We start from the raw sequence: 17,835 nt of genomic DNA on the forward strand, positions 1-17,835 counted from the left end.
CCCATTCTCATGTCCGCGCTTGCCAAACAGATCGCCTGGTTCATCGCGGTGGGTTGCGCCGCCGCGGCCACCCACTGGAGCGTGGCCATCGCCGGCGTCGAAGGACTGGACCTGCCTCCCCTTGGCGCCAACGCCCTGGGATGGCTGGTTGCCTTCCTGGTGTCTTTCTACGGTCATTACCGCCTCACGTTCCGCCATGCCGCAACGCCCTGGATTGTGGCCGCGCGGCGTTTCTTTCTCATTTCGGCCTGCGGTTTCGCCGTGAACGAAGCCGCGTACGCCTGGCTGCTGCACGCCACGCCGTTGCCGTACGACGTGCTGCTGGCCCTCATCCTGCTGGGCCTGGCCGGGCTGACGTTCCTGGCGAGCCGGCTGTGGGCGTTCCGTCGCAGACCGACTGCCTGAGATCGGGGCCGCTTTCCAGCAACCACACCCGGCGCTTGCCCTCGGCGAACTGGGGATGCGTACCGGACAGGCCCGGATACGTGTCCTCGTCGCCCGGTTCGCCCCATACCCAGAACCGGGCGCCGGGCTGGGCGCTGCACAGGCGCTTGCGCAACACCGGCGTGGTCACCAGGACCTCCTGCGCCACCTTGGGATCGAACCCGCCCGCGTCGTACAGTTCCTTGCGCCAGTTGTCGCGCCTGGCGATGTTGGGGCTGTCCCAATGGTCGACGACCCAGAACGGCGTCCTGGACTTGGTATAGAACCCCAGGTCGAACGGATAGGCGTGCAGCGATACGGTGGTGTCGCCAGGCTGCATGCGGGCCGCCACCTGCGGCGCAATGGCCGCGGCGCCGCCGCGCGGCCGGCCGGCGGCGATGCTCACGGCCAGCACGCAGACCACTGCGGCCACGGTCAGGCTTGCCGCCACCAGGCGGCCAGGCGGCAGTTCGGAGGTGGCGCGCTGGCGGGCGTCCCGCAAGACCTCGCCCACCAGGAAGGCCAGCGGCGGCAGCGCCGGCAGGATGTAGCCCACCAGCTTGGAGGCCGGCAACGAAAAGAACACCAGTACCACGCCGAGCCAGATGGCCATCAGGGGGCGCAGGCCATCCGCATCGTCCGCGCACCAGAAGCGCTTGCGGAACATGCCGCCCGACCACAGCGACCACGGCAGCGCCAGGCCGGCCAGCACGGGCAGATAGAACCAGAACGGCTGGGCATTGTTGAAGCCCGTCTCGGCGAAGCGCTGGAAGTGCTGGTAGACGAAGAAGTAATGGAAGAAGCCGGGAAAGCGCTCCTGCATCATCCAGAACCACGGCACGCCCACCACGGCGAACGCCACGATGGCGGGCGGCCAGAGCAGCGCCAGGAAACCTCGGCCGTCCCGCCGCCACAGCAGCCACAGGGCCAAGGCGCCGCCCGGCAGCACGATGCCGATCAGCCCCTTGGCCAGCACGGCCAGGGCCGCGAGCACCGCGGTCGCCACGGCCATGCTGCGCCAGGCGCGCCCACGGGCACGCCGCAGCACCGTATCGGCGCCCGCCAGCACGCACAGGCTGATCATGCCGGCCACGGACATGTCCAGGTTGGCGAACTGCGCGCCGCCGTAGAACAGCGGCGTCGTCGCCAGCACCAGCACGGCCATGCGCGCGGCGGTCGCATCGCGATAGCGGCGCACGAAAGCGTACATGGCGGCGAGGGCGGCCCAGGCGATCAGCAGCGAGGGCAGGCGCGCGGCGATCTCGCTCAGGCCGAACACGCGCATCGACAAAGCGGCCAGCCAGTAGAACAGCGGCGGCTTGTGGAAGTACGGCATGCCGTCCAGCAGCGGCACGCTCAGGTCGCCGCTGCGCAGCATCTCCCACGCCACACCGGCATAGCGGCCTTCATCAGGCAGCGTCAGCGGACGCACCCAGGCCAGGAGCACCAGCCACACCGCGGCGGCCAGCAGAACGGGCACAGGCGAGCCGCGCCAATAACCGCGCAGGCGCGCGGTGAAATCCGACGTCGAGTTCATTGCGTCTGCGCCGCCCGGGCCTGGCGGGCGCGGCCACGCCGCTGCCTGGCGATGAAGAGGGGACGTTCCTTCACTTCGTCGAAGATGCGGGCCACGTACTCGCCCATCACCCCCAGCGAGAGCAGGTTGATGCCGGCGAAGAACAGCAGCGCCGTCACGATCGTGGTCCAGCCGGATACCGGGTTGCCTTCCAGCAGGAAGCTGCCGACCAGGAAGCAGCCATAGCAGAACGAGAAGAATGCGAAGATCGCGCCGACCAGGCTGGCCACGCGCAGCGGCCAGGTGGTGAAAGCCGTCAGGCCGTCGGCGGCCAACGCGATCAGCTTCCACAGGTTGAAGCGGCTCTTGCCGTGGTGGCGCTCCATCGGCATGTACGGCAGCGGCTCGGCTCGAAAACCGACCCAGGCGTACAGCCCCTTCATGAAGCGGGTGCGCTCGGGCAAGGCGATCAGCGCCTCGACGACCTTGCGGTCCATCAGGCGGAAGTCGCCGGCGTGCGCGGGCACCTTCACGCCGCGCGTGCCGTTGAGCATGCGGTAGAACATCTTCGCGCCCGTGCGCTTGATCCAGCCCTCGTCGACGCGGTCGCGGCGCACGGCATAGACCATGTCGGCGCCATCGCGCCAGCGCTCGAGCATCTGGGGAATCAGTTCGGGCGGATGCTGCATGTCCGCGTCCAGGCAGATCACGGCGTCGCCATCGGCGGCTTCCAGGCCCGCGGCCAGCGCGGCTTCCTTGCCGAAGTTGCGCGACAGCTGCACGTAGCGCATGCCGTCCACGGCGCTCCAGTGCGCCATCAGGCCCGGGGTGGCGTCGGTGCTGCCATCGTCGACCACGATGATCTCCCAGCCGGCGCAATGACGCTCCAGCAACGCGCGCAGCGTGGGCAGGATGATGGTCAGGTTCTCGTACTCGTTCAGGCAGGGGATGATGCAGCTGACGGTTCCGCTGGCGAGAAAACCGGGCTCGGCCGCCGAGGGGCTGGCCAGAAGGGCCGAGTCGCCGGCCGGCCCGGCTGCCGGCCAGGCCGGCAGGTTTCTTTCGAGCGAGTTCATCGCATGCACCACATCCGTCGATCAGGAGTGGCGCAGTATGCGGAGCGATTCGTCGAATTTTCGTTGAATCGTTATCAACGATTTTTATCTGCCGCATCGCCCCCGAATCCGCATGTCCTCGCCGCCATCCGACCCGCGTGGCGGGTTCTTGAGCGCTCAGCGCCTGCTTCGCGCAGGCGGTGACGGCGCCGCCCGGCAGCAAGGCATCGGCGGAACCAAACGCGGCACGGGTCCTGCGCCGACGCCCGCTGCCGGTACGCTCAGCCTTCGGGCTGGATCTTCGCCTGGCGAATGACGTCGGCATACTTCTGCCGTTCGGCGCGCCCGAAATCGGCATAGCGTTGCCGGCTGCCGCCGCCATCCTCCGCGCCGACCTGCGCCAGGCGTTCGATCACGTCGGGCATGGCCAGGATCTTCACGATGTCGGCATTCATGCGGTCGGCCATCGGCGCCGGCACGCCGGCCGGCCCGTCCACGGCGAACCAGATGCTGGCCTCGAAGCCTTCGTAGCCCTGCTCGGCCACGGTCGGCACGCCGAGATGCGACGGCGAACGCCTGGCCAACGTCTGCGCCAGCGCCAGCACCTTGCCGGACTTTATCAGCGGCGTGGCCGTGGTCATGCCCTCGAAAGCGTAGTGCACGTGGCCGCCCATCAGGTCCGTCATCAACGGCGCCGAGCCCTTGTACGGCACATGCAGCACGTCGATGCCCGCGCGCGCCTTGAAGACCTCCAGCGCCAGATGCTGCGCGGATCCCGTGCCCGCCGACCCGAAGATGATCTTGCCGGGCTGGCGCTTGCACAGCGCCACCAGCTCGGGCAGCGTCTTGGCCGGCTGGTCGACGTTGCCGACCAGGATGGTGGGCGTCTTGCCGATCAGCGCAATGGGCGTGAAGTCCTTCTCCACCGAATAGCCCAGCTTGGGCTGCAGGCCCGGCGCAATGCCGTGGCTGTTGATGTGCGTCAGCAGCAGCGTGTTGCCATCGCCCGTCTGCTTGGCGACGTGATCGGCGCCGATCACGCCTGCCGCCCCCGCGCGGTTCTCGACGATCACGGGAATGCCCCATTCGGCGCCCAGCTTCTGCGCCAGCAGGCGGGCCAGCACGTCGGTGCCGCCGCCCGCGGGAAAGCCCACCACGATACGGACCGGCCCGGCGGGCAGCGTGCCCTGCTGTGCGCGCGCGGCGGGCGCGCCGAAGGCGGCCAGGGCCGCCGTGCTCGCGGCCGTGGCGAGGAACTGTCTGCGTTGCATGTGTTGTCTCCTGTGCGCCCTATGCCGGGCGCGTTGTCGTTATGCGTGTTGGCCTGGGTGGCCGTTATGCCGGACCGCCCGCATGCGGCTCACCTGCATGCGGGCCACCCGTAACGGGATGGCCCCGGAGGCAGGCCGCCGCAAGCGTCATCTCAGCGCACGGAAACCCACTTGCCGTAGCGGGTCACCTGCTGCTCGTCGAACGAGAATCCCAGGCCCGGCGTCTGGTGCAGGATGACGCGGCCATTCTTGTGATCCAGTTGGCGGTCGACCAGACGGCGGAAGTTCAGCACCTGGTCGTCCCAGAAGAACTCGACGTAGCGCGCGTTGGGCGTGGCGGCCACCAGCGGCGCGTGCAGATCGTGGAACCAGTGCGGGCACACCACCACGCCGTAGCTGGCGGCGGTGGCCGCGATGCGCTTCCATTCGGTGATGCCGCCGCATACGGCCGCATCCGTCTGCAGGATGCCGGCCGCGCCCTTGTCCAGCAGCTCCTTGTGATACCAGCGGCCATAGCCGATCTCGGCGGTGGCGATCGGCACGCGGGTCAGCCTGGCCAGCTTGGCGTGGCTGTCGATGTCGTCCGGCCCGAAGGGTTCCTCGATGAAGTACGGGTCGTACTGCTCGAAGCGGCTGACGTACTGCATGGCCTGCGTGACGTCGGCCCAGGCATTGTTGCAATCCATCATCACCTCGACGTCCGGCCCCACGGCGTCGCGCGCGGCTTTCAGGCGCGCCTCTTCCTCGCGCGGCGACAGGCGGCCCGTCTTCATCTTCACGGCCTTGAAGCCCTTGGCCGCGTAGCTGGCCATTTCGTCGCCCAGCATGGCGGGCGTCTTGCCTTCCAGGTAATAGCCGCCGCTGGCATAAGCGGGCACGCTGTCCAGTTCGACCGCGCCCAGGTAGCGGTGCAGCGGCAGGCCGACCGCCTTGGCGTTCAGGTCCCACAGCGCCGTATCCAGCGCGCTGATGGCGCGCATCACCGTGCCCTGCCGGCCTTGCAGCAGGGACTCCTGGTACATGTCGCGCCACAGGCCTTCGACGCCGTGCGGATCGCGGCCCAGCAGCACGGGGGCCAGCAAATCCTTCACCGCGGCCTCGAAGAGGCTGCCGCCGGTGCTGCCCACGTAGCAGAAGCCGATGCCTTCGATGCCCTGGTCGGTGCGCACCTTCACCAGGCCGTAGTGGCGCGTGCTGACGGTGCGGTTGGAGAACGAGGTGACTTTGTCGAGCGGAACGGCGGCGGCGCAGACGTCGATGGAAACGATCTTGGACATGGAGGCTCCTGTTGAAACGTGCCGCCGGACGACCCGGACCGGCACCGATGCCCGCCATTCTTGCGGCGATGGAACAACGCTCCAACCTCTTTTCAATGACTTCAGAAAAAGTTAAAAGTGATTTTTATGTTTTCGGCCACAGCCGCTCGCCGGGCCGATTGGCGATCATGGACTCCCGCTTCCTGCACACCTTCACCATCGTGGCCGAACGCGGCTCCATCGCCGAGGCGGCCCGCCACCTGGGCCTGACGCCCACCTCGGTGGCGCAGCGCCTGCGCGCGCTGGAGGACGAACTGGGCAGCCGCCTGATCGTGCGGGCAGGCCGCACCGTCAAGCCCACCGTGGCCGGGCTGCGGGTGCTGGATCACGCCCAGGCGGTGCTGCGCGAGGTGCGGGATCTGAAATCGGCAGCGTCCGACACCGACCTGCCCGCCGGCCCGTTGCGCATGGGCGCCACGCCCACCGCGCTGACCGGCATCTTCCCGCCCATGCTCAAGCGCTGGGTGGCCCGCCATCCGCAGATCGAAATCTACATCGAGCCCGCGTCGACCAGTCTCTTGTATGAACGGGTGCTGAGTGGCCATCTGGATGCCGCCGTGCTGGTGCACCCCCTGTTCGACCTGCCCAAGACCTGCGGCTGGCACAGCCTGCGCGAGGAAAAGCTGGTCCTGCTGACACCAGCGAGCATGGCGATGCACGATGCGCTGCGGACCGCCGCCGACGAGCCTTTCATCCGCTACGACCGGAATGTGGTGGCGGGCAAACTGGCGGACGAATACCTGGCGGCGCAAGGCATACGCCCGAAGGTCAGGTTCGAGCTGGACGGGATCGAGTCGATCGCCAAGCTGGTGTCCGAAGGGCTGGGGGTATCGGTGCTGCCGGACTGGCCGGTGGTGGGGGCTTTTCCCGCCAACCTGAAGAAGTGGGCGTTGCCCACGCCCTGCCCGTCGAGAACGGTGGGCGCGCTATGGCTGCGATCCAGCGTGCGTACCCCGCTGGTGCAGGCGTTCTTGAAGATGGCCCAGGCCTGAAGCACCCTTGAACGGCTGAGCGCTCTACGCGTGCTGATGCACTTTCAACCAGGCGCGCAGCGCGTCGTTCATTCTTCTCTGCCACCCGGGTCCACCCGCCTTGAATGCGTCGACGACATCGCGGTCATACCGCACGGACAACAACACCTTGGGCTGTGCCGAACGCGGGCGTCCCACACGGCGCATCTGCCGGATGTCGGACGCGCTCTGTTCATAGGTGTCCGGGTCGGCGGCGATGCCGCGATTGATCGCTTCGTCCTCTTCCGCGGACGGGATGATCAGATCTTTTCTACGATTCGACATACGCCTTCACCTCCCTGGAGTTTGCCTTGCGCAAGCTGATGATGTGCATGGCGCCGCCTCGCTGCGTGAAGACCACGCAATAAAGCCGCCGGCCGATGATGGCGAATCCGACCTCTCGCACCTCTCCGTAATCACGGCGGGTATCGGGCCTGGCCATGACTTCCGGCCAATCGATCTGGCACGCCAGTTGCAGCGACAGACCATGCTTGTGCATGGTTGCTCTGTTCTTTACCGGGATCGAAAGTAATCTGCACTCTGGAATTATTGTAGCTACATAAATTAGAAAAGCATAGCGATTACCGCCATGCGGTGCCAGGGCATCGGGCAACTGTGACCCACTGGACCCAAAGTGGCCTGGAAGAAAGGGCCGCCGCGCGTGGAGACGATTGGAAGTCGGCCACTCATGCCACGTGCGGCAGGCTATCGCCAAACCGCCCGGCAGGTCGACCCGACAGGGATGAATACGGCACCCATGTGCGCCGTTTCGAGCAGAAAAAACAAAGGCCCGGACTGGTGTCCGGGCCTTTGTCTTCGAGAATTCCTTGGTGGGCGGTACAAGTTTCGAACTTGTGACCCCTGCCGTGTGAAGGCAGTGCTCTACCACTGAGCTAACCGCCCAAAGAAGAAAAAGATTCTAACATGGGTTTTTTCAGCATGCAAGCTGCGATGCCGTCATACCGCCATCTTCGTACCAATGACGATCCCGGTCAGGCCACCGCTTCCGGCGCCGGCTCGGGCGGCTGCTCCAGCCGGCGCCAGACGCACGCCCCCTTCACCGCCTTGTCCAGGTCCTGCAGGTAGGCCTCGTGCTCGGCCAGTTCCTCGGCGCTGACGGTGACCACCTGCAGCACCGACGCATCGAACTTGCCCAGCACCAGGCCGCTGCCACTACCCTGCTGGCCGTCGTCGGCGTCGATCAGCAGCGCGTCCTGGCCGCGCGTCATGGCCAGCCACACCTCGGCCAGCAACTGCGAGTCGAGCAATGCCCCGTGCAGCGTACGGTGCGCGTTCGAGATGCCGAAGCGGTCGCACAGCGCGTCCAGCGAGTTGCGCTTGCCCGGGAACAGCAGGCGCGCCTGCTGCAGCGAGTCGGTGATGACCTCGCAGTGCTCGGCGATCGGGCCGCGGCCCACCTTGGCCAGCTCGGCGTTGAAGAACTTCACGTCGAACGAGGCGTTGTGCGCGATCAGTTCGGCGCCCTGGATGAACTCGATGAACTGCTCGGCCACTTCGGGAAAGCGCGGCTTGTCGGCCAGGAACTCGGTGGTCAGGCCGTGCACCGCCAGCGCCTCGGGATCGCTGTCGCGGTCCGGGTTCAGGTAGATGTGCAGGTTGCGGCCGGTGACGGTACGGTTGATGACCTCGACACAGCCGATTTCGATGATGCGGTGGCCCTGGTTGGGGTCCAGCCCCGTGGTTTCGGTATCGAAGACGATCTGGCGCATGGGCGAATCTTGAATATCTCAGTCGGAAGCGGCCGGCGCGTGGCCGGGTTCGCGCGGGGCGGCGGTGGCGGCGTGCGCCTGCGGGCGCGACGACGCGATCAGCGAATAGGCCACCGGCACGACGAACAAAGTCAGTAGTGTACCCAGGGACAGGCCCCCCACCAGCACCCAGCCGATCTGCTGCCGCGATTCGGCCCCCGCGCCGGTGGCCAGCGCCAGCGGCACGGTGCCCAGCACCATGGCGCCCGTGGTCATCAGAATGGGCCGCAGGCGCAGCACGCTGGCCTCGACCACCGCCTCGGCCAGTTCCATGCCCTGGTCGCGAAGCTGGTTGGCGAATTCGACGATCAGGATGCCGTGCTTGGTGATGAGACCCACCAATGTGATCAGGCCGATCTGGCTGTAGATGGACAGCGTGCCGCCCGTCAGATAGAGCGCCGCCAGCGCCCCCGTCATCGACAGCGGCACCGACAGCATGATCACGAACGGATTGCGCCAGCTTTCGAACTGCGCGGCCAGCACCAAGTAGATGAAGGCCAGCGCCATCACGAACACCAGGTAGATGCTGCCCGACGAATCGCGGTACTCGCGCGACTGGCCGTCCAGATCGGTGACCACCGTATTCGGCAGCACCTGGCGCGCCACGGCGTTCATGTGGTCCAGCACCTCGCCCAGCGCGTAGCCGGGCGCCACGGCGGCATCCAGCTTGACCGCGCGCATGCGGTTGAAGTGGTTCAGCGACTGCGGCGACACGCCCTCGCGCACCGACAGCAGGTTGTCCAGCCGCACCATGCTGCCGTCGCGGGCGCGCACGTAGATGTCGGAGATGTCGGCCGGGTTGGCGCGGTCGCGCGGCGTGACCTGCACGATCACGTCGTACTGCTCGCCCTCGTCCTTGTAGCGCGTGACCTGCCGGCCGCCCAGCATGGATTCGAGCGTGCGGCCCACCACGTCCACGCCGGCGCCGACGTCGGCCATCTTGTCGCGGTCGACCTGCACGCGCAACTCCGGCGTGTTCAGGCGCAGGTCGGTGTCCAGGTTGAGCAGGCCGGGATAGCCGCGCAGGGCTTCCTGCATGGCACCCGCCAGCTTGGCCAGCTCGGGATACGGCGCCTGGCTCATGATGATGAATTCCACCGGCTTGGAGCGCGACGATTGCCCCAGCGACGGCGGATTGTTCGGAAAGGCGCGCACGCCCGGCAGCGAGGCGAACCTGGGCTGCAGCTCGCGCGCGATCTCCTGCTGGGTGCGCTCGCGCTCGCTCCAGGGCTTCAGGCGCAGGATGGCCGTGCCGTCGATCACCGTGGGAAAACCCACCGTGGTCTGGCTGGCCGCGCCCTCGGGCACGGCGGCGTAGAAGGTCTCGATGTCCTGCATGTTGGCCAGCGTATAGCCCACGGTGGCGCCGTCCGGCGCGGTGACCACGCCCTGTATCACGCCGCGGTCTTCCACCGGGGCCAGCTCGCTCTTGACCACCTTGAACAGCACGGCGCTGGTCAACGCCACCAAAAGGCCGATGCCGATCACGCCCCAGCGCCAGCGCAACGCCCCCCGCAAGGCGCGACGGTAGCCGCGCCCCAACCCGTCGAGCCAGCCTTCGATCAGGTTGTACAGGCGTCCGTGGCTGGGCTGGTGGCGCAGCAACTGCGAGCACATCATGGGCGTCAGCGTCAGCGCCACGAAGCCGGACACCAACACCGAGCCCGCCAGCGTCAGCGCGAACTCGATGAACAGCTTGCCGGTGCGGCCCGTGGCGAAGGCCAGCGGCGCGTACACGGTGACCAGCGTCAGCGTCATCGCCACCACGGCGAAGCCGATTTCGCGCGCGCCCCGGATGGCGGCCTGGCGGCGCGGCATGCCCTCTTCGATGTGGCGGTAGATGTTCTCCAGCACCACGATGGCGTCGTCCACCACCAGGCCGATGGCCAGCACCATCGCCAGCAGCGTCAGCGTGTTGACGGAGAAGCCGAACAGGAACATCAGCGCGCACGCCCCCACCAGCGACACCGGAATGGTGACGATGGGAATGATGCTGGCGCGCAGGTTGCGCAGGAAGAAGAAGATGACCAGTACCACCAGCACGACGGCTTCCATGATGGTGTGGAAAACCGAATCGATGGACTCCTCGATGAACACCGAGGTGTCGTAGGCGATGTTCAGCTTCATGCCCGCGGGCAGGCTTTCATTCAACCGTTCGACCTCGGCGCGCGCCGCCTGCGACAGCTCCAGCGGGTTGGCGGTGGACTGGCGCGTGATGCCGATGTTCAGCGCCGACTTGCCGTTGTAGCGCGAGATGACGCGGTCGTCGGCCGCCCCGATCTCGACCTTGGACACGTCGCGCAGCCGCACCGGATAGCCCTTCACGTTGGCCACGATGACGTTCTCGAACTGCGCCGGCGTCTGCAGATCGGTGGACGACACGACGGTGAACTCCCGGGTGCGCGACTCGATGCGCCCCGCCGGAATCTCCACGTTCTGCGACTGCAACGACGACTCGACGTCCTGCACCGTCAGGCCGTAGGCCGCCAGCTTGTCGCGGTCGACGTAGATGCGCATGGACGGCAGGCGCTCGCCGAACACGCGCACCTCGGCCGCGCCCGGCAGCACCGACAGCCGCGTCTTCACGTAGCGGTTGATGTAGTCGGAGGCCTGTACGTTGGAGTACGTGCCCGCCTCGACCGCGATGTAGATGATGGGCTGCGAGTCGGCCTCGACCTTGCCGATGATGGGTTCGTCGATCTCGTCGGGCAGGAAGCGCCGCGCGCGCGAGACCTTGTCGCGCACGTCGGCGGCCGCCGAGTCGGGATCGCGCGACAGGTGGAACTTGATGTTGATCAGGCTGCGCTCGGAGCGGCTGCGCGAGGTCATCACGTCCACGCCCTCGATGCCGGCCAACTGGTCTTCCAGCGGCTTGGTGACCTGCGACTCGATCACCTCGGGCGAGGCGCCCTTGTAGGTGGTGTCCACCGAGACGATGGGTTCGTCGATGCGGGGATACTCGCGCACCGTCAGGCGCGAATACGAGATCAGGCCGACCAGCACCACGATCAGGGACAGCACCGAGGCGAATACCGGGCGCTTGATGCAGATCTCGGAAATGACCATGCGCCGCTCCTTTTTTCAGGTCTTGCCGGCGACGGACACCGGCGATCCGTCGGTCAGCCGCTGCAGCCCGGCCACCACCAGTTGGTCGCCCGCCGTGACGCCGGCCAGGATCTCGACACGGCCCTCGCGGCGTTCGCCGATGGTGACCTCGACGCGCCGGGCGCGGCCGTCGTGCACGCGATAGACGTACTGGCTCTGGCCCGACGGCGACAGCGCCGCCTCGGGCACGACCAGCGCGCGGTCCTCGGCGAACGTCAGCTGCACGCGCGCGAACATGCCGGGGCGCAGGCTGGCGTCGGCATTGGGCACGGTGGCGCGCAGCAGGATGGACCGTCCCCCCGCATCGACCAGCGGACTGACGGCGTAGACCTCGCCCGGCCGATCCTTCCCCGGCAGGGCGTCCAGCCGCATGGTCAGGCGCTGGCCCACGCTGACCTTGCTGAGATACATCTCGGGCACGCGGAAATCGACCTTCAGCGGATCGATGGATTCCAGCGGCGCCAGGTCCTGCCCCTGGTTCACGTAGTCGCCCACCGACACGTCGCGCAGGCCCACGATGCCGGAGAACGGCGCACGGATGGTCATCTTGTCCAGGCGCGCCTGCGCCAACTGGGCGGCGGCCTGCTGCACCTTCAGTTCGCTGACGGCGTCGTCGCGCGCCTGCAGGCTGACGAAGCCCCGGCCATGCAGATCCACGGCGCGGCGATGGCGGCTTTCCGCCAGCGACAGGCTGGCGCGGGCCTGGGCCAGCTCGGCGCGCGGCACCGAATCGTCCAGGCGCACCAGCACCTGCCCGCGCTCGACGGCCTGGCCTTCACGGAATTCGATGTGCTGGACGCGTCCCGCCACTTCGGGACGCAGTACGACGGACTCGTCGGAACGCAGGCTGCCGACGGCGGCGATACCGCGCGTGAACGGCACCCTGTCGACGACGACGACCTCGACGCGCACGGGGGCTTGCGGCTTGGACTGCGCGGCAGGCGCGGCGTTCGTGGCAGAGGGCGCCGCTTCCCGTGCCGGCATCAGGCGGGGAACGTACAGGCCCAAGGCCGCTCCCGCGGCCAGCCCGACCGCCAGCGTGGCGGCCAAGAAGACTTTGTTCATAAGCAAGGTCGCGGCGCGACGGCGTGGACAGGGACGGCGGCGTGATGCGCGATGGATACACCGCGCCGGCCACGCACTTTAGCACCGGGCCCTGCGCGCTGGAACCGTCGCGCGGCGCGATCCGCCCGAACGACGGCTAGGGTATTCCCGAAGCCACCGGCACGGATACCTCAGCGCTTGCGCAGGCTTTCCACGCCCTGGTTGGCCAGGGCATCGGCGCGTTCGTTGCCCGGATCGCCCGCATGGCCGCGCACCCAGCGCCACGACACCGTGTGGCGGCGCACCTGTTCGTCCAGCGCCTGCCACAGCTCGGCGTTCTTCACGGGCTTCTTGTCGGCGGTCATCCAGCCGCGCCGCTTCCAGTTGGCCAGCCACTCGGTCATGCCCTTCATCACGTACTGCGAATCGGTATGGATGACGACGGTGCAGGCGCGCTTGAGCGCATTCAGGCCCTCGATCACGGCCAGCAGCTCCATGCGGTTGTTGGTGGTGTTGGCCTCGCCGCCATGCAGGGTCTTCTCGTGCGCGCCGGCGCGCATCAGCACGCCCCACCCGCCCGGTCCGGGATTGCCCTTGCAGGCGCCATCGGTCCACATTTCGACGACCTGGCCGCCGCTTTCGTTTTCTTGCATCTTGTCCTTCGCGTTGTTCGCCCCCGAAAGGCGGGCGGATGAATCATGGAGGGTTCGGGCGCGTCAATGCGCGGCCGTGGACATGCCCGCGCGGACCGCCCCGCTAGCGTGGCGCGGAATCCGCCTGCCGGCTGACCGCCACCGGTGCGGGCGCCGCGCGCTTCAGTTTTTTCTTCCAACCCGGCCCGATGAGCCGCATCGTGGCCACGCGCTTGGTGGCCGACACCACGTATACCGAACCGCCCAGCGACCACCAGCGCGCACCGTGGCGGTCCATGAAGCGCCAGCGGCGCAGCCAGTGCTCGGTGCGGCACGCCGGCACATAGCAGCCGAAACGGCCCGGCTCGGCCTCGAAAGACATCAGTTTCAGCCAGTCTTTCAGGCGCGGCAGCGACACCTGCGCGGAAATGGGCTGTGGCAGCCACGCCTCCATGCCCGGCATGGCATTGCGCGCGCCCCACAGGCTGAACGGATTGAACCCCGAGATGATGACGCGCCCTTCGGGCACCAGCACGCGCTCGACCTCGCGCAGCACCAGGTGGGGATCTTCGGTGCATTCGAACGCATGCGGCAGCACCAGCAGATCGACCGTCTGCGACTCGAAAGGCAGCGCCTCGGGCTCGGCCACCACGCAGCCCTGCCATTGCCCGGCCACTTCGGGTTCGGGCATCTCGGTGCCGACGTAGGCCTTGAACGGCATGCGGTTGGCGCGCAGCAGGTCGTGCTCGGCCAGGCCCACCTGCCAGGCCTGGAAACCGAACACGTCGGCGACCAGCGCGTCGATCTGTTCCTGCTCCCAGGCCAGGGCATATTGCCCGGGCGGGGTCTGGAACCAATCGGCCAGTTCTACAATCGGCGGGGTCTGTTCTGCCACTTTCGCATGGGTCCTTGTCTATGATGCCCGTCCCGCCTGCTTCCGCAGACAGCCGCGCCCCCGGCGCCGCGCTGCTGCCCTTGCCTGCTTTCACCGACAACTATATCTGGGCCGTGGTCCGCGACGGCCAGGCCGCCGTGGTCGATCCCGGCCAGGCCGAGCCTGTCCTGCGGCTGCTGCAAGCGCGCGGCATCACGCTGCGCGCCATTCTACTCACCCATCATCACGGCGACCACGTAGGCGGCGTGCTGGAATTGCTGCAGGCCACCGGCGCCAAGGTCTATGGCCCCGCCAGCGAGCAACTGCCGCATTGCGACGTGCGCCTGGCCGAAGGCGACCGCGTCAGCCTGCCCGAACTCGACCTGGACCTGCGAGTGCTGGACGTGCCCGGCCATACCGCGGGCCACATCGCCTTCCACGGAAAAATGGGGGACACACCTGTGCTTTTCTGCGGGGATACCCTGTTCATGGCGGGCTGCGGCAGGCTGTTCGAGGGCACGCCTGCGCAAATGACCGAATCTCTGGCAAAATTGGCGGCCCTGCCGCCCGCCACCCAGGTCTGCTGTGCTCACGAGTACACTCTTGCGAACCTGAAATGGGCATTGGCAGTCGAGCCCGAGAACACCGACCTGCATCAGGTCACCCAGCGGGCGAGGCTGTTGCGCGAAAAAGATCTGCCCACCCTGCCTTCGAGCATCGGTCAGGAATTGCAGACGAACCCTTTTCTGCGTACTCGCCATCCCGAAATCGCCCAAGCCGCAGCAGCCTGGGCAGGCCAGCCGTTATCGTCGCCGGTCGAAGTCTTCGCTGCCTTGCGACGATGGAAGAACGAATTCAAATAAGCCGATGAGCCTAACCCGACTCTTTATCCCCCTGCTTCTGGCGATGCTGGCCGGATGCGCCGGCACCAGCCCCACCAAACCGGAACAGACCGCTGCAACCGAAGCCGCCGCCAAGCAACAGGCGCAACGCATCGACCGCTATCTTGCCCGCGACACCTCGCGCACGGTCGACCTGACCCACCCGCCGCGCGACGCCTGGGACCGCATCCGCCGCGGTTTCGCGATCCCGAACCTGAATACCGACCTGTCGCAGCAATGGACCGACTACTACGCCTCGCACCCCGAGGCGGTCCAGCGCATGGCGCAGCGCGCGGGCAAGTACCTGTACTACATCGTCGACGAGATCAACCGGCGCGGCCTGCCCACCGAACTGGCGCTGCTGCCCTTCGTCGAAAGCGCCTACAACCCCACCGCGCTGTCGCACGCCCAGGCGTCGGGCCTGTGGCAGTTCGTGCCCGCGACCGGCACGCACTACAACCTGAAGCAGGACTGGTGGCGTGACGAGCGCCGCGATCCCATCGCCTCGACCAACGCCGCGCTGGACTACCTCGAATACCTGTTCGAGATGCAGGGCGACTGGTACCTGGCGCTGGCCTCGTACAACTGGGGCGAAGGCTCGGTGCAACGCGCCATGGGCAAGAACGAGAACGCGGGCCGGCCCACCGACTACCTGTCGCTGGACATGCCCGACGAGACGCGCAACTACGTGCCCAAGCTGCAGGCGATCAAGAACATCATCTCCAATCCGCAGAAGTACGCGGTGGTGCTGCCGCCCGTGGGCAACACGCCTTACTTCACCGCGGTCAGCAAGCACCGCGACATCGACATCGAGGTCGCCGCCAAGCTGGCCGAGATGCCGCTGGACGAGTTCAAGGCGCTGAACCCCTCGTTCAAGCAGCCCATGATCCGTGGCGAACACGCGGCCACGCTGCTGCTGCCGGCCGATCGCGTCGATGTCTTCAACGCCAACCTGGCCAGCTACAAGGGCAAGCTGAGCGCCTGGTCGGTCTACCAGGTCCGCCGTGGCGAGACCCTGGCCTCGGTGGCCAAGCGCGTCGGCGTCCCGCAAGCGCGCCTGCGCGCCGCCAACGAGCTGCCGCGCCGCGCCAAACTGGCGGCCGGCCAGAACCTGCTGATCCCGGTGTCGGGCGCCGAGGGCGGCGTCCAGCTGGCCTCGCTGTCGCCCGCCCCCGCCAGCGCGCTGGAAAGCGCGCCGGCCGTGGTCTCGCCGCGTGCCCGCACCCGCGGCGCGCAGCCCAACGTGCGCACGCACAAGGTACGCTCGGGCGACACGCTGTACTCCATCGCCCGCAACTACGGCACCAGCGTCGACACGCTGCGCGCCCTGAACAACCTGAAGGGCAGCAACCTGAAGATCGGCTCGCAGTTGCGCATTCCGGGCACCGACACCCGCGGCTGATGCGTCGGATCGGCGCGTCCGCCACGCGGGCGCGCCAAACTCCTTAAAATACTGGCGCACGCAGTACGCAATACCCGTCGTACGCCACCTCCATCCGTACGCGACTCCGCCGTACACAAACAAGACGACCGCGCGCGGCGCGATCCGCGCGGCGGCAAGACAAGGAAGAACCATGGGCTTTCTCGCCGGCAAGCGCATCCTGATCACCGGGGTGCTTTCCAACCGTTCCATCGCCTACGGCATCGCGCGCGCCTGCCATCAGCAAGGCGCTGAACTGGCCTTCACCTACGTCGGCGACCGCTTCAAGGACCGCGTGAGCGAATTCGCCGCCGAGTTCGGCAGCGACATCGTGCTGCCCTGCGACGTCGCCGAAGACGCGCAGATCGAAGGCACGTTCACCGAACTGGCCAAGCGCTGGGACGGGCTGGACGGCCTGGTGCACTCGATCGGTTTCGCGCCGCGCGAAGCCATCGCCGGCGACTTCCTGGACGGCCTGTCGCGCGAAGCCTTCCGCATCGCCCACGATATCTCGGCCTACAGTTTCCCGGCGCTGGCCAAGGCCGCGCTGCCCCTGATGGAAAACCGCAAGGGCGCGCTGCTGACGCTGACGTACCTGGGCGCCGAGCGCGTGGTGCCCAACTACAACACCATGGGCGTGGCCAAGGCCGCGCTGGAAGCCTCGGTGCGCTACCTGGCCTCGACGCTGGGCCCGCGCGGCATCCGCGCCAACGGCATCTCGGCCGGTCCCATCAAGACCCTGGCCGCCAGCGGCATCAAGGACTTCTCGTCGATCCTGAAGTTCGTCGAACAGCACGCTCCGCTGCGCCGCAACGTCACCATCGAAGACGTGGGCAACACCGCCGCCTTCCTGCTGTCCGATCTGGCCAACGGCATCACCGGCGAGATCACCCACGTCGACAGCGGTTTCTCGACCATCGTGCCGGGCATGGAATAAGGCCCCGGGCTGCCGCCCGCGTGCCCGCCATGACATGGGGGACGCGGGTGGGCGGCCTGCTACGCGCGTCTGCTACACGCGTCTGCTACGCGCGTCTGCTACGCGCGTCTGCTTCGATCAAGCCTGCAGCACGGTCGAGATCTGCACGTCGGTCGCCGTCATCAGCTTGTGGACCGGGCAACGGTCCGCCACCGACAGCAGCTCTTCACGCTGCGCCTCGGTCAACTCCCCCAGCAGCTTCAACTGCACCGTCAGGCGATACACGCCCTTGCGTTCCTCGCTGGCGTCGCGCACCACGTCCACTTCCACCGACGTCAACGGCATCTGCTTGCGCTGGGCATAGAGCATCAGCGTCAGCACCTTGCAGCCGCCCAGCGCGGTGTCGAAATAATCGTGCGGATCCGGGCCGTCGCCCGTAGGCGCGGGCAGGCCCAGCGGCAGGTCGTGGCCTTCGGCATTGGCCAGGAAACGCATGGCGTCGGCGCCGCCGGTGGAACGAATATGAATCGTCATCGAAAACTCCGGTGATGGAAGGATGCGCCCCCACGGGGCGCATGCCCTACGTTGTAGCACTGGCAGTAT

At 67.4% G+C, this 17,835-nt stretch carries 16 protein-coding genes, 1 tRNA gene and 1 pseudogene; 5 read left to right on the plus strand and 13 right to left on the minus strand.

The window, feature by feature from the left end; all coding sequences use genetic code 11:
* Positions 1 to 9: 9 nt before the first annotated feature.
* Positions 10 to 405 (plus strand): GtrA family protein, encoded by a 396-nt coding sequence (locus A7W11_RS17900; RefSeq protein ID WP_173678829.1) that lies wholly within the window; start codon positions 10 to 12, stop codon positions 403 to 405.
* On the opposite strand, the gene A7W11_RS17905 is transcribed toward A7W11_RS17900, so the two are convergent.
* From A7W11_RS17905 to A7W11_RS17920, 4 genes are all read right to left on the minus strand, one after another.
* Entirely contained in the window at positions 329 to 1,960 is a 1,632-nt protein-coding gene (locus tag A7W11_RS17905) for an ArnT family glycosyltransferase (RefSeq protein ID WP_082887328.1), read from the minus strand. The genes A7W11_RS17900 and A7W11_RS17905 overlap by 77 nt on opposite strands.
* Complete coding sequence (locus A7W11_RS17910; RefSeq protein WP_066416429.1) at positions 1,957 to 3,015, minus strand: glycosyltransferase family 2 protein; 1,059 nt, start codon at positions 3,013 to 3,015, stop codon at positions 1,957 to 1,959. The genes A7W11_RS17905 and A7W11_RS17910 overlap by 4 nt, the downstream gene beginning before the upstream one ends.
* 260 nt (positions 3,016 to 3,275) lie before the next feature.
* A complete protein-coding gene (locus A7W11_RS17915) occupies positions 3,276 to 4,265 on the minus strand; it encodes a Bug family tripartite tricarboxylate transporter substrate binding protein (RefSeq protein ID WP_066416432.1) in 990 nt (329 codons plus the stop codon).
* A 152-nt stretch (positions 4,266 to 4,417) separates the two neighbouring features.
* Complete coding sequence (locus tag A7W11_RS17920) at positions 4,418 to 5,542, minus strand: mandelate racemase/muconate lactonizing enzyme family protein (protein WP_066416434.1); 1,125 nt, start codon at positions 5,540 to 5,542, stop codon at positions 4,418 to 4,420.
* 167 nt (positions 5,543 to 5,709) lie between these two features.
* On the opposite strand from A7W11_RS17920, the gene A7W11_RS17925 reads away from it, so the two are divergent.
* Positions 5,710 to 6,573 (plus strand): LysR family transcriptional regulator, encoded by an 864-nt coding sequence (locus tag A7W11_RS17925; protein WP_066416442.1) that lies wholly within the window; start codon positions 5,710 to 5,712, stop codon positions 6,571 to 6,573.
* A gap of 24 nt (positions 6,574 to 6,597) precedes the next feature.
* On the opposite strand, the gene A7W11_RS17930 is transcribed toward A7W11_RS17925, so the two are convergent.
* The 8 genes and pseudogenes from A7W11_RS17930 to A7W11_RS17965 form a co-directional block, all read right to left on the minus strand.
* Positions 6,598 to 6,876, minus strand: a complete 279-nt coding sequence (locus A7W11_RS17930) for a BrnA antitoxin family protein (protein ID WP_066416449.1) — start codon at positions 6,874 to 6,876, stop codon at positions 6,598 to 6,600.
* A pseudogene (locus tag A7W11_RS17935) lies at positions 6,863 to 7,130 on the minus strand (BrnT family toxin). The gene A7W11_RS17930 and the pseudogene A7W11_RS17935 overlap by 14 nt, the downstream one beginning before the upstream one ends.
* Positions 7,131 to 7,419: 289 nt before the next feature.
* Positions 7,420 to 7,494 (minus strand) — tRNA-Val (locus A7W11_RS17940).
* Positions 7,495 to 7,583: 89 nt separating this feature from the next.
* Complete coding sequence (dnaQ, locus tag A7W11_RS17945) at positions 7,584 to 8,321, minus strand: DNA polymerase III subunit epsilon (protein ID WP_066416453.1); 738 nt, start codon at positions 8,319 to 8,321, stop codon at positions 7,584 to 7,586.
* Between the two features lie 18 nt (positions 8,322 to 8,339).
* Positions 8,340 to 11,426, minus strand: coding sequence for an efflux RND transporter permease subunit (locus tag A7W11_RS17950; protein WP_066416455.1), 3,087 nt, complete (start codon positions 11,424 to 11,426; stop codon positions 8,340 to 8,342).
* 15 nt (positions 11,427 to 11,441) lie between these two features.
* Positions 11,442 to 12,530 (minus strand): efflux RND transporter periplasmic adaptor subunit, encoded by a 1,089-nt coding sequence (locus A7W11_RS17955; RefSeq protein ID WP_066416460.1) that lies wholly within the window; start codon positions 12,528 to 12,530, stop codon positions 11,442 to 11,444.
* A 170-nt stretch (positions 12,531 to 12,700) separates the two neighbouring features.
* The gene (rnhA, locus tag A7W11_RS17960; RefSeq protein ID WP_066416463.1) at positions 12,701 to 13,162 is read right to left on the minus strand and encodes a ribonuclease HI; all 462 of its coding nucleotides are present in this window, start codon (positions 13,160 to 13,162) and stop codon (positions 12,701 to 12,703) included.
* 103 nt (positions 13,163 to 13,265) lie between these two features.
* Entirely contained in the window at positions 13,266 to 14,036 is a 771-nt protein-coding gene (locus A7W11_RS17965) for a class I SAM-dependent methyltransferase (RefSeq protein ID WP_066416467.1), read from the minus strand.
* 23 nt (positions 14,037 to 14,059) lie between these two features.
* On the opposite strand from A7W11_RS17965, the gene gloB reads away from it, so the two are divergent.
* The 3 genes from gloB to fabI all read left to right on the plus strand — a co-directional run bounded on the left by gloB (position 14,060) and on the right by fabI (position 17,253).
* Positions 14,060 to 14,878 carry a hydroxyacylglutathione hydrolase gene (gene gloB, locus A7W11_RS17970; protein WP_066419142.1) on the plus strand — a complete coding sequence of 273 codons (819 nt, stop codon included), beginning with the start codon at positions 14,060 to 14,062 and terminating at the stop codon, positions 14,876 to 14,878.
* A gap of 4 nt (positions 14,879 to 14,882) precedes the next feature.
* Positions 14,883 to 16,298 (plus strand): LysM peptidoglycan-binding domain-containing protein, encoded by a 1,416-nt coding sequence (locus A7W11_RS17975; RefSeq protein ID WP_066416470.1) that lies wholly within the window; start codon positions 14,883 to 14,885, stop codon positions 16,296 to 16,298.
* A 172-nt stretch (positions 16,299 to 16,470) separates the two neighbouring features.
* On the plus strand, positions 16,471 to 17,253 hold the full coding sequence (gene fabI, locus A7W11_RS17980) for an enoyl-ACP reductase FabI (protein ID WP_066416473.1): 783 nt from the start codon (positions 16,471 to 16,473) through the stop codon (positions 17,251 to 17,253).
* A 117-nt stretch (positions 17,254 to 17,370) separates the two neighbouring features.
* On the opposite strand, the gene A7W11_RS17985 is transcribed toward fabI, so the two are convergent.
* A complete protein-coding gene (locus A7W11_RS17985; protein ID WP_066416476.1) occupies positions 17,371 to 17,766 on the minus strand; it encodes an OsmC family protein in 396 nt (131 codons plus the stop codon).
* Between the last annotated feature and the right edge of the window lie 69 nt (positions 17,767 to 17,835).

The sequence above is a fragment of the Bordetella ansorpii genome, assembly GCF_900078315.1.
Taxonomy (GTDB): domain Bacteria; phylum Pseudomonadota; class Gammaproteobacteria; order Burkholderiales; family Burkholderiaceae_B; genus Bordetella; species Bordetella ansorpii.

Bases quoted from the DNA above. Each gene is read 5' to 3' on its own strand.
- A7W11_RS17900 (WP_173678829.1), top strand. From the start codon at position 10: ATGTCCGCGCTTGCCAAACAGATCGCCTGGTTCATCGCGGTGGGTTGC.
- A7W11_RS17905 (WP_082887328.1), bottom strand. From the start codon at position 1,960: ATGAACTCGACGTCGGATTTCACCGCGCGCCTGCGCGGTTATTGGCGC.
- A7W11_RS17910 (WP_066416429.1), bottom strand. From the start codon at position 3,015: ATGAACTCGCTCGAAAGAAACCTGCCGGCCTGGCCGGCAGCCGGGCCG.
- A7W11_RS17915 (WP_066416432.1), bottom strand. From the start codon at position 4,265: ATGCAACGCAGACAGTTCCTCGCCACGGCCGCGAGCACGGCGGCCCTG.
- A7W11_RS17920 (WP_066416434.1), bottom strand. From the start codon at position 5,542: ATGTCCAAGATCGTTTCCATCGACGTCTGCGCCGCCGCCGTTCCGCTC.
- A7W11_RS17925 (WP_066416442.1), top strand. From the start codon at position 5,710: ATGGACTCCCGCTTCCTGCACACCTTCACCATCGTGGCCGAACGCGGC.
- A7W11_RS17930 (WP_066416449.1), bottom strand. From the start codon at position 6,876: ATGTCGAATCGTAGAAAAGATCTGATCATCCCGTCCGCGGAAGAGGAC.
- dnaQ (WP_066416453.1), bottom strand. From the start codon at position 8,321: ATGCGCCAGATCGTCTTCGATACCGAAACCACGGGGCTGGACCCCAAC.
- A7W11_RS17950 (WP_066416455.1), bottom strand. From the start codon at position 11,426: ATGGTCATTTCCGAGATCTGCATCAAGCGCCCGGTATTCGCCTCGGTG.
- A7W11_RS17955 (WP_066416460.1), bottom strand. From the start codon at position 12,530: ATGAACAAAGTCTTCTTGGCCGCCACGCTGGCGGTCGGGCTGGCCGCG.
- rnhA (WP_066416463.1), bottom strand. From the start codon at position 13,162: ATGCAAGAAAACGAAAGCGGCGGCCAGGTCGTCGAAATGTGGACCGAT.
- gloB (WP_066419142.1), top strand. From the start codon at position 14,060: ATGCCCGTCCCGCCTGCTTCCGCAGACAGCCGCGCCCCCGGCGCCGCG.
- A7W11_RS17975 (WP_066416470.1), top strand. From the start codon at position 14,883: ATGAGCCTAACCCGACTCTTTATCCCCCTGCTTCTGGCGATGCTGGCC.
- fabI (WP_066416473.1), top strand. From the start codon at position 16,471: ATGGGCTTTCTCGCCGGCAAGCGCATCCTGATCACCGGGGTGCTTTCC.
- A7W11_RS17985 (WP_066416476.1), bottom strand. From the start codon at position 17,766: ATGACGATTCATATTCGTTCCACCGGCGGCGCCGACGCCATGCGTTTC.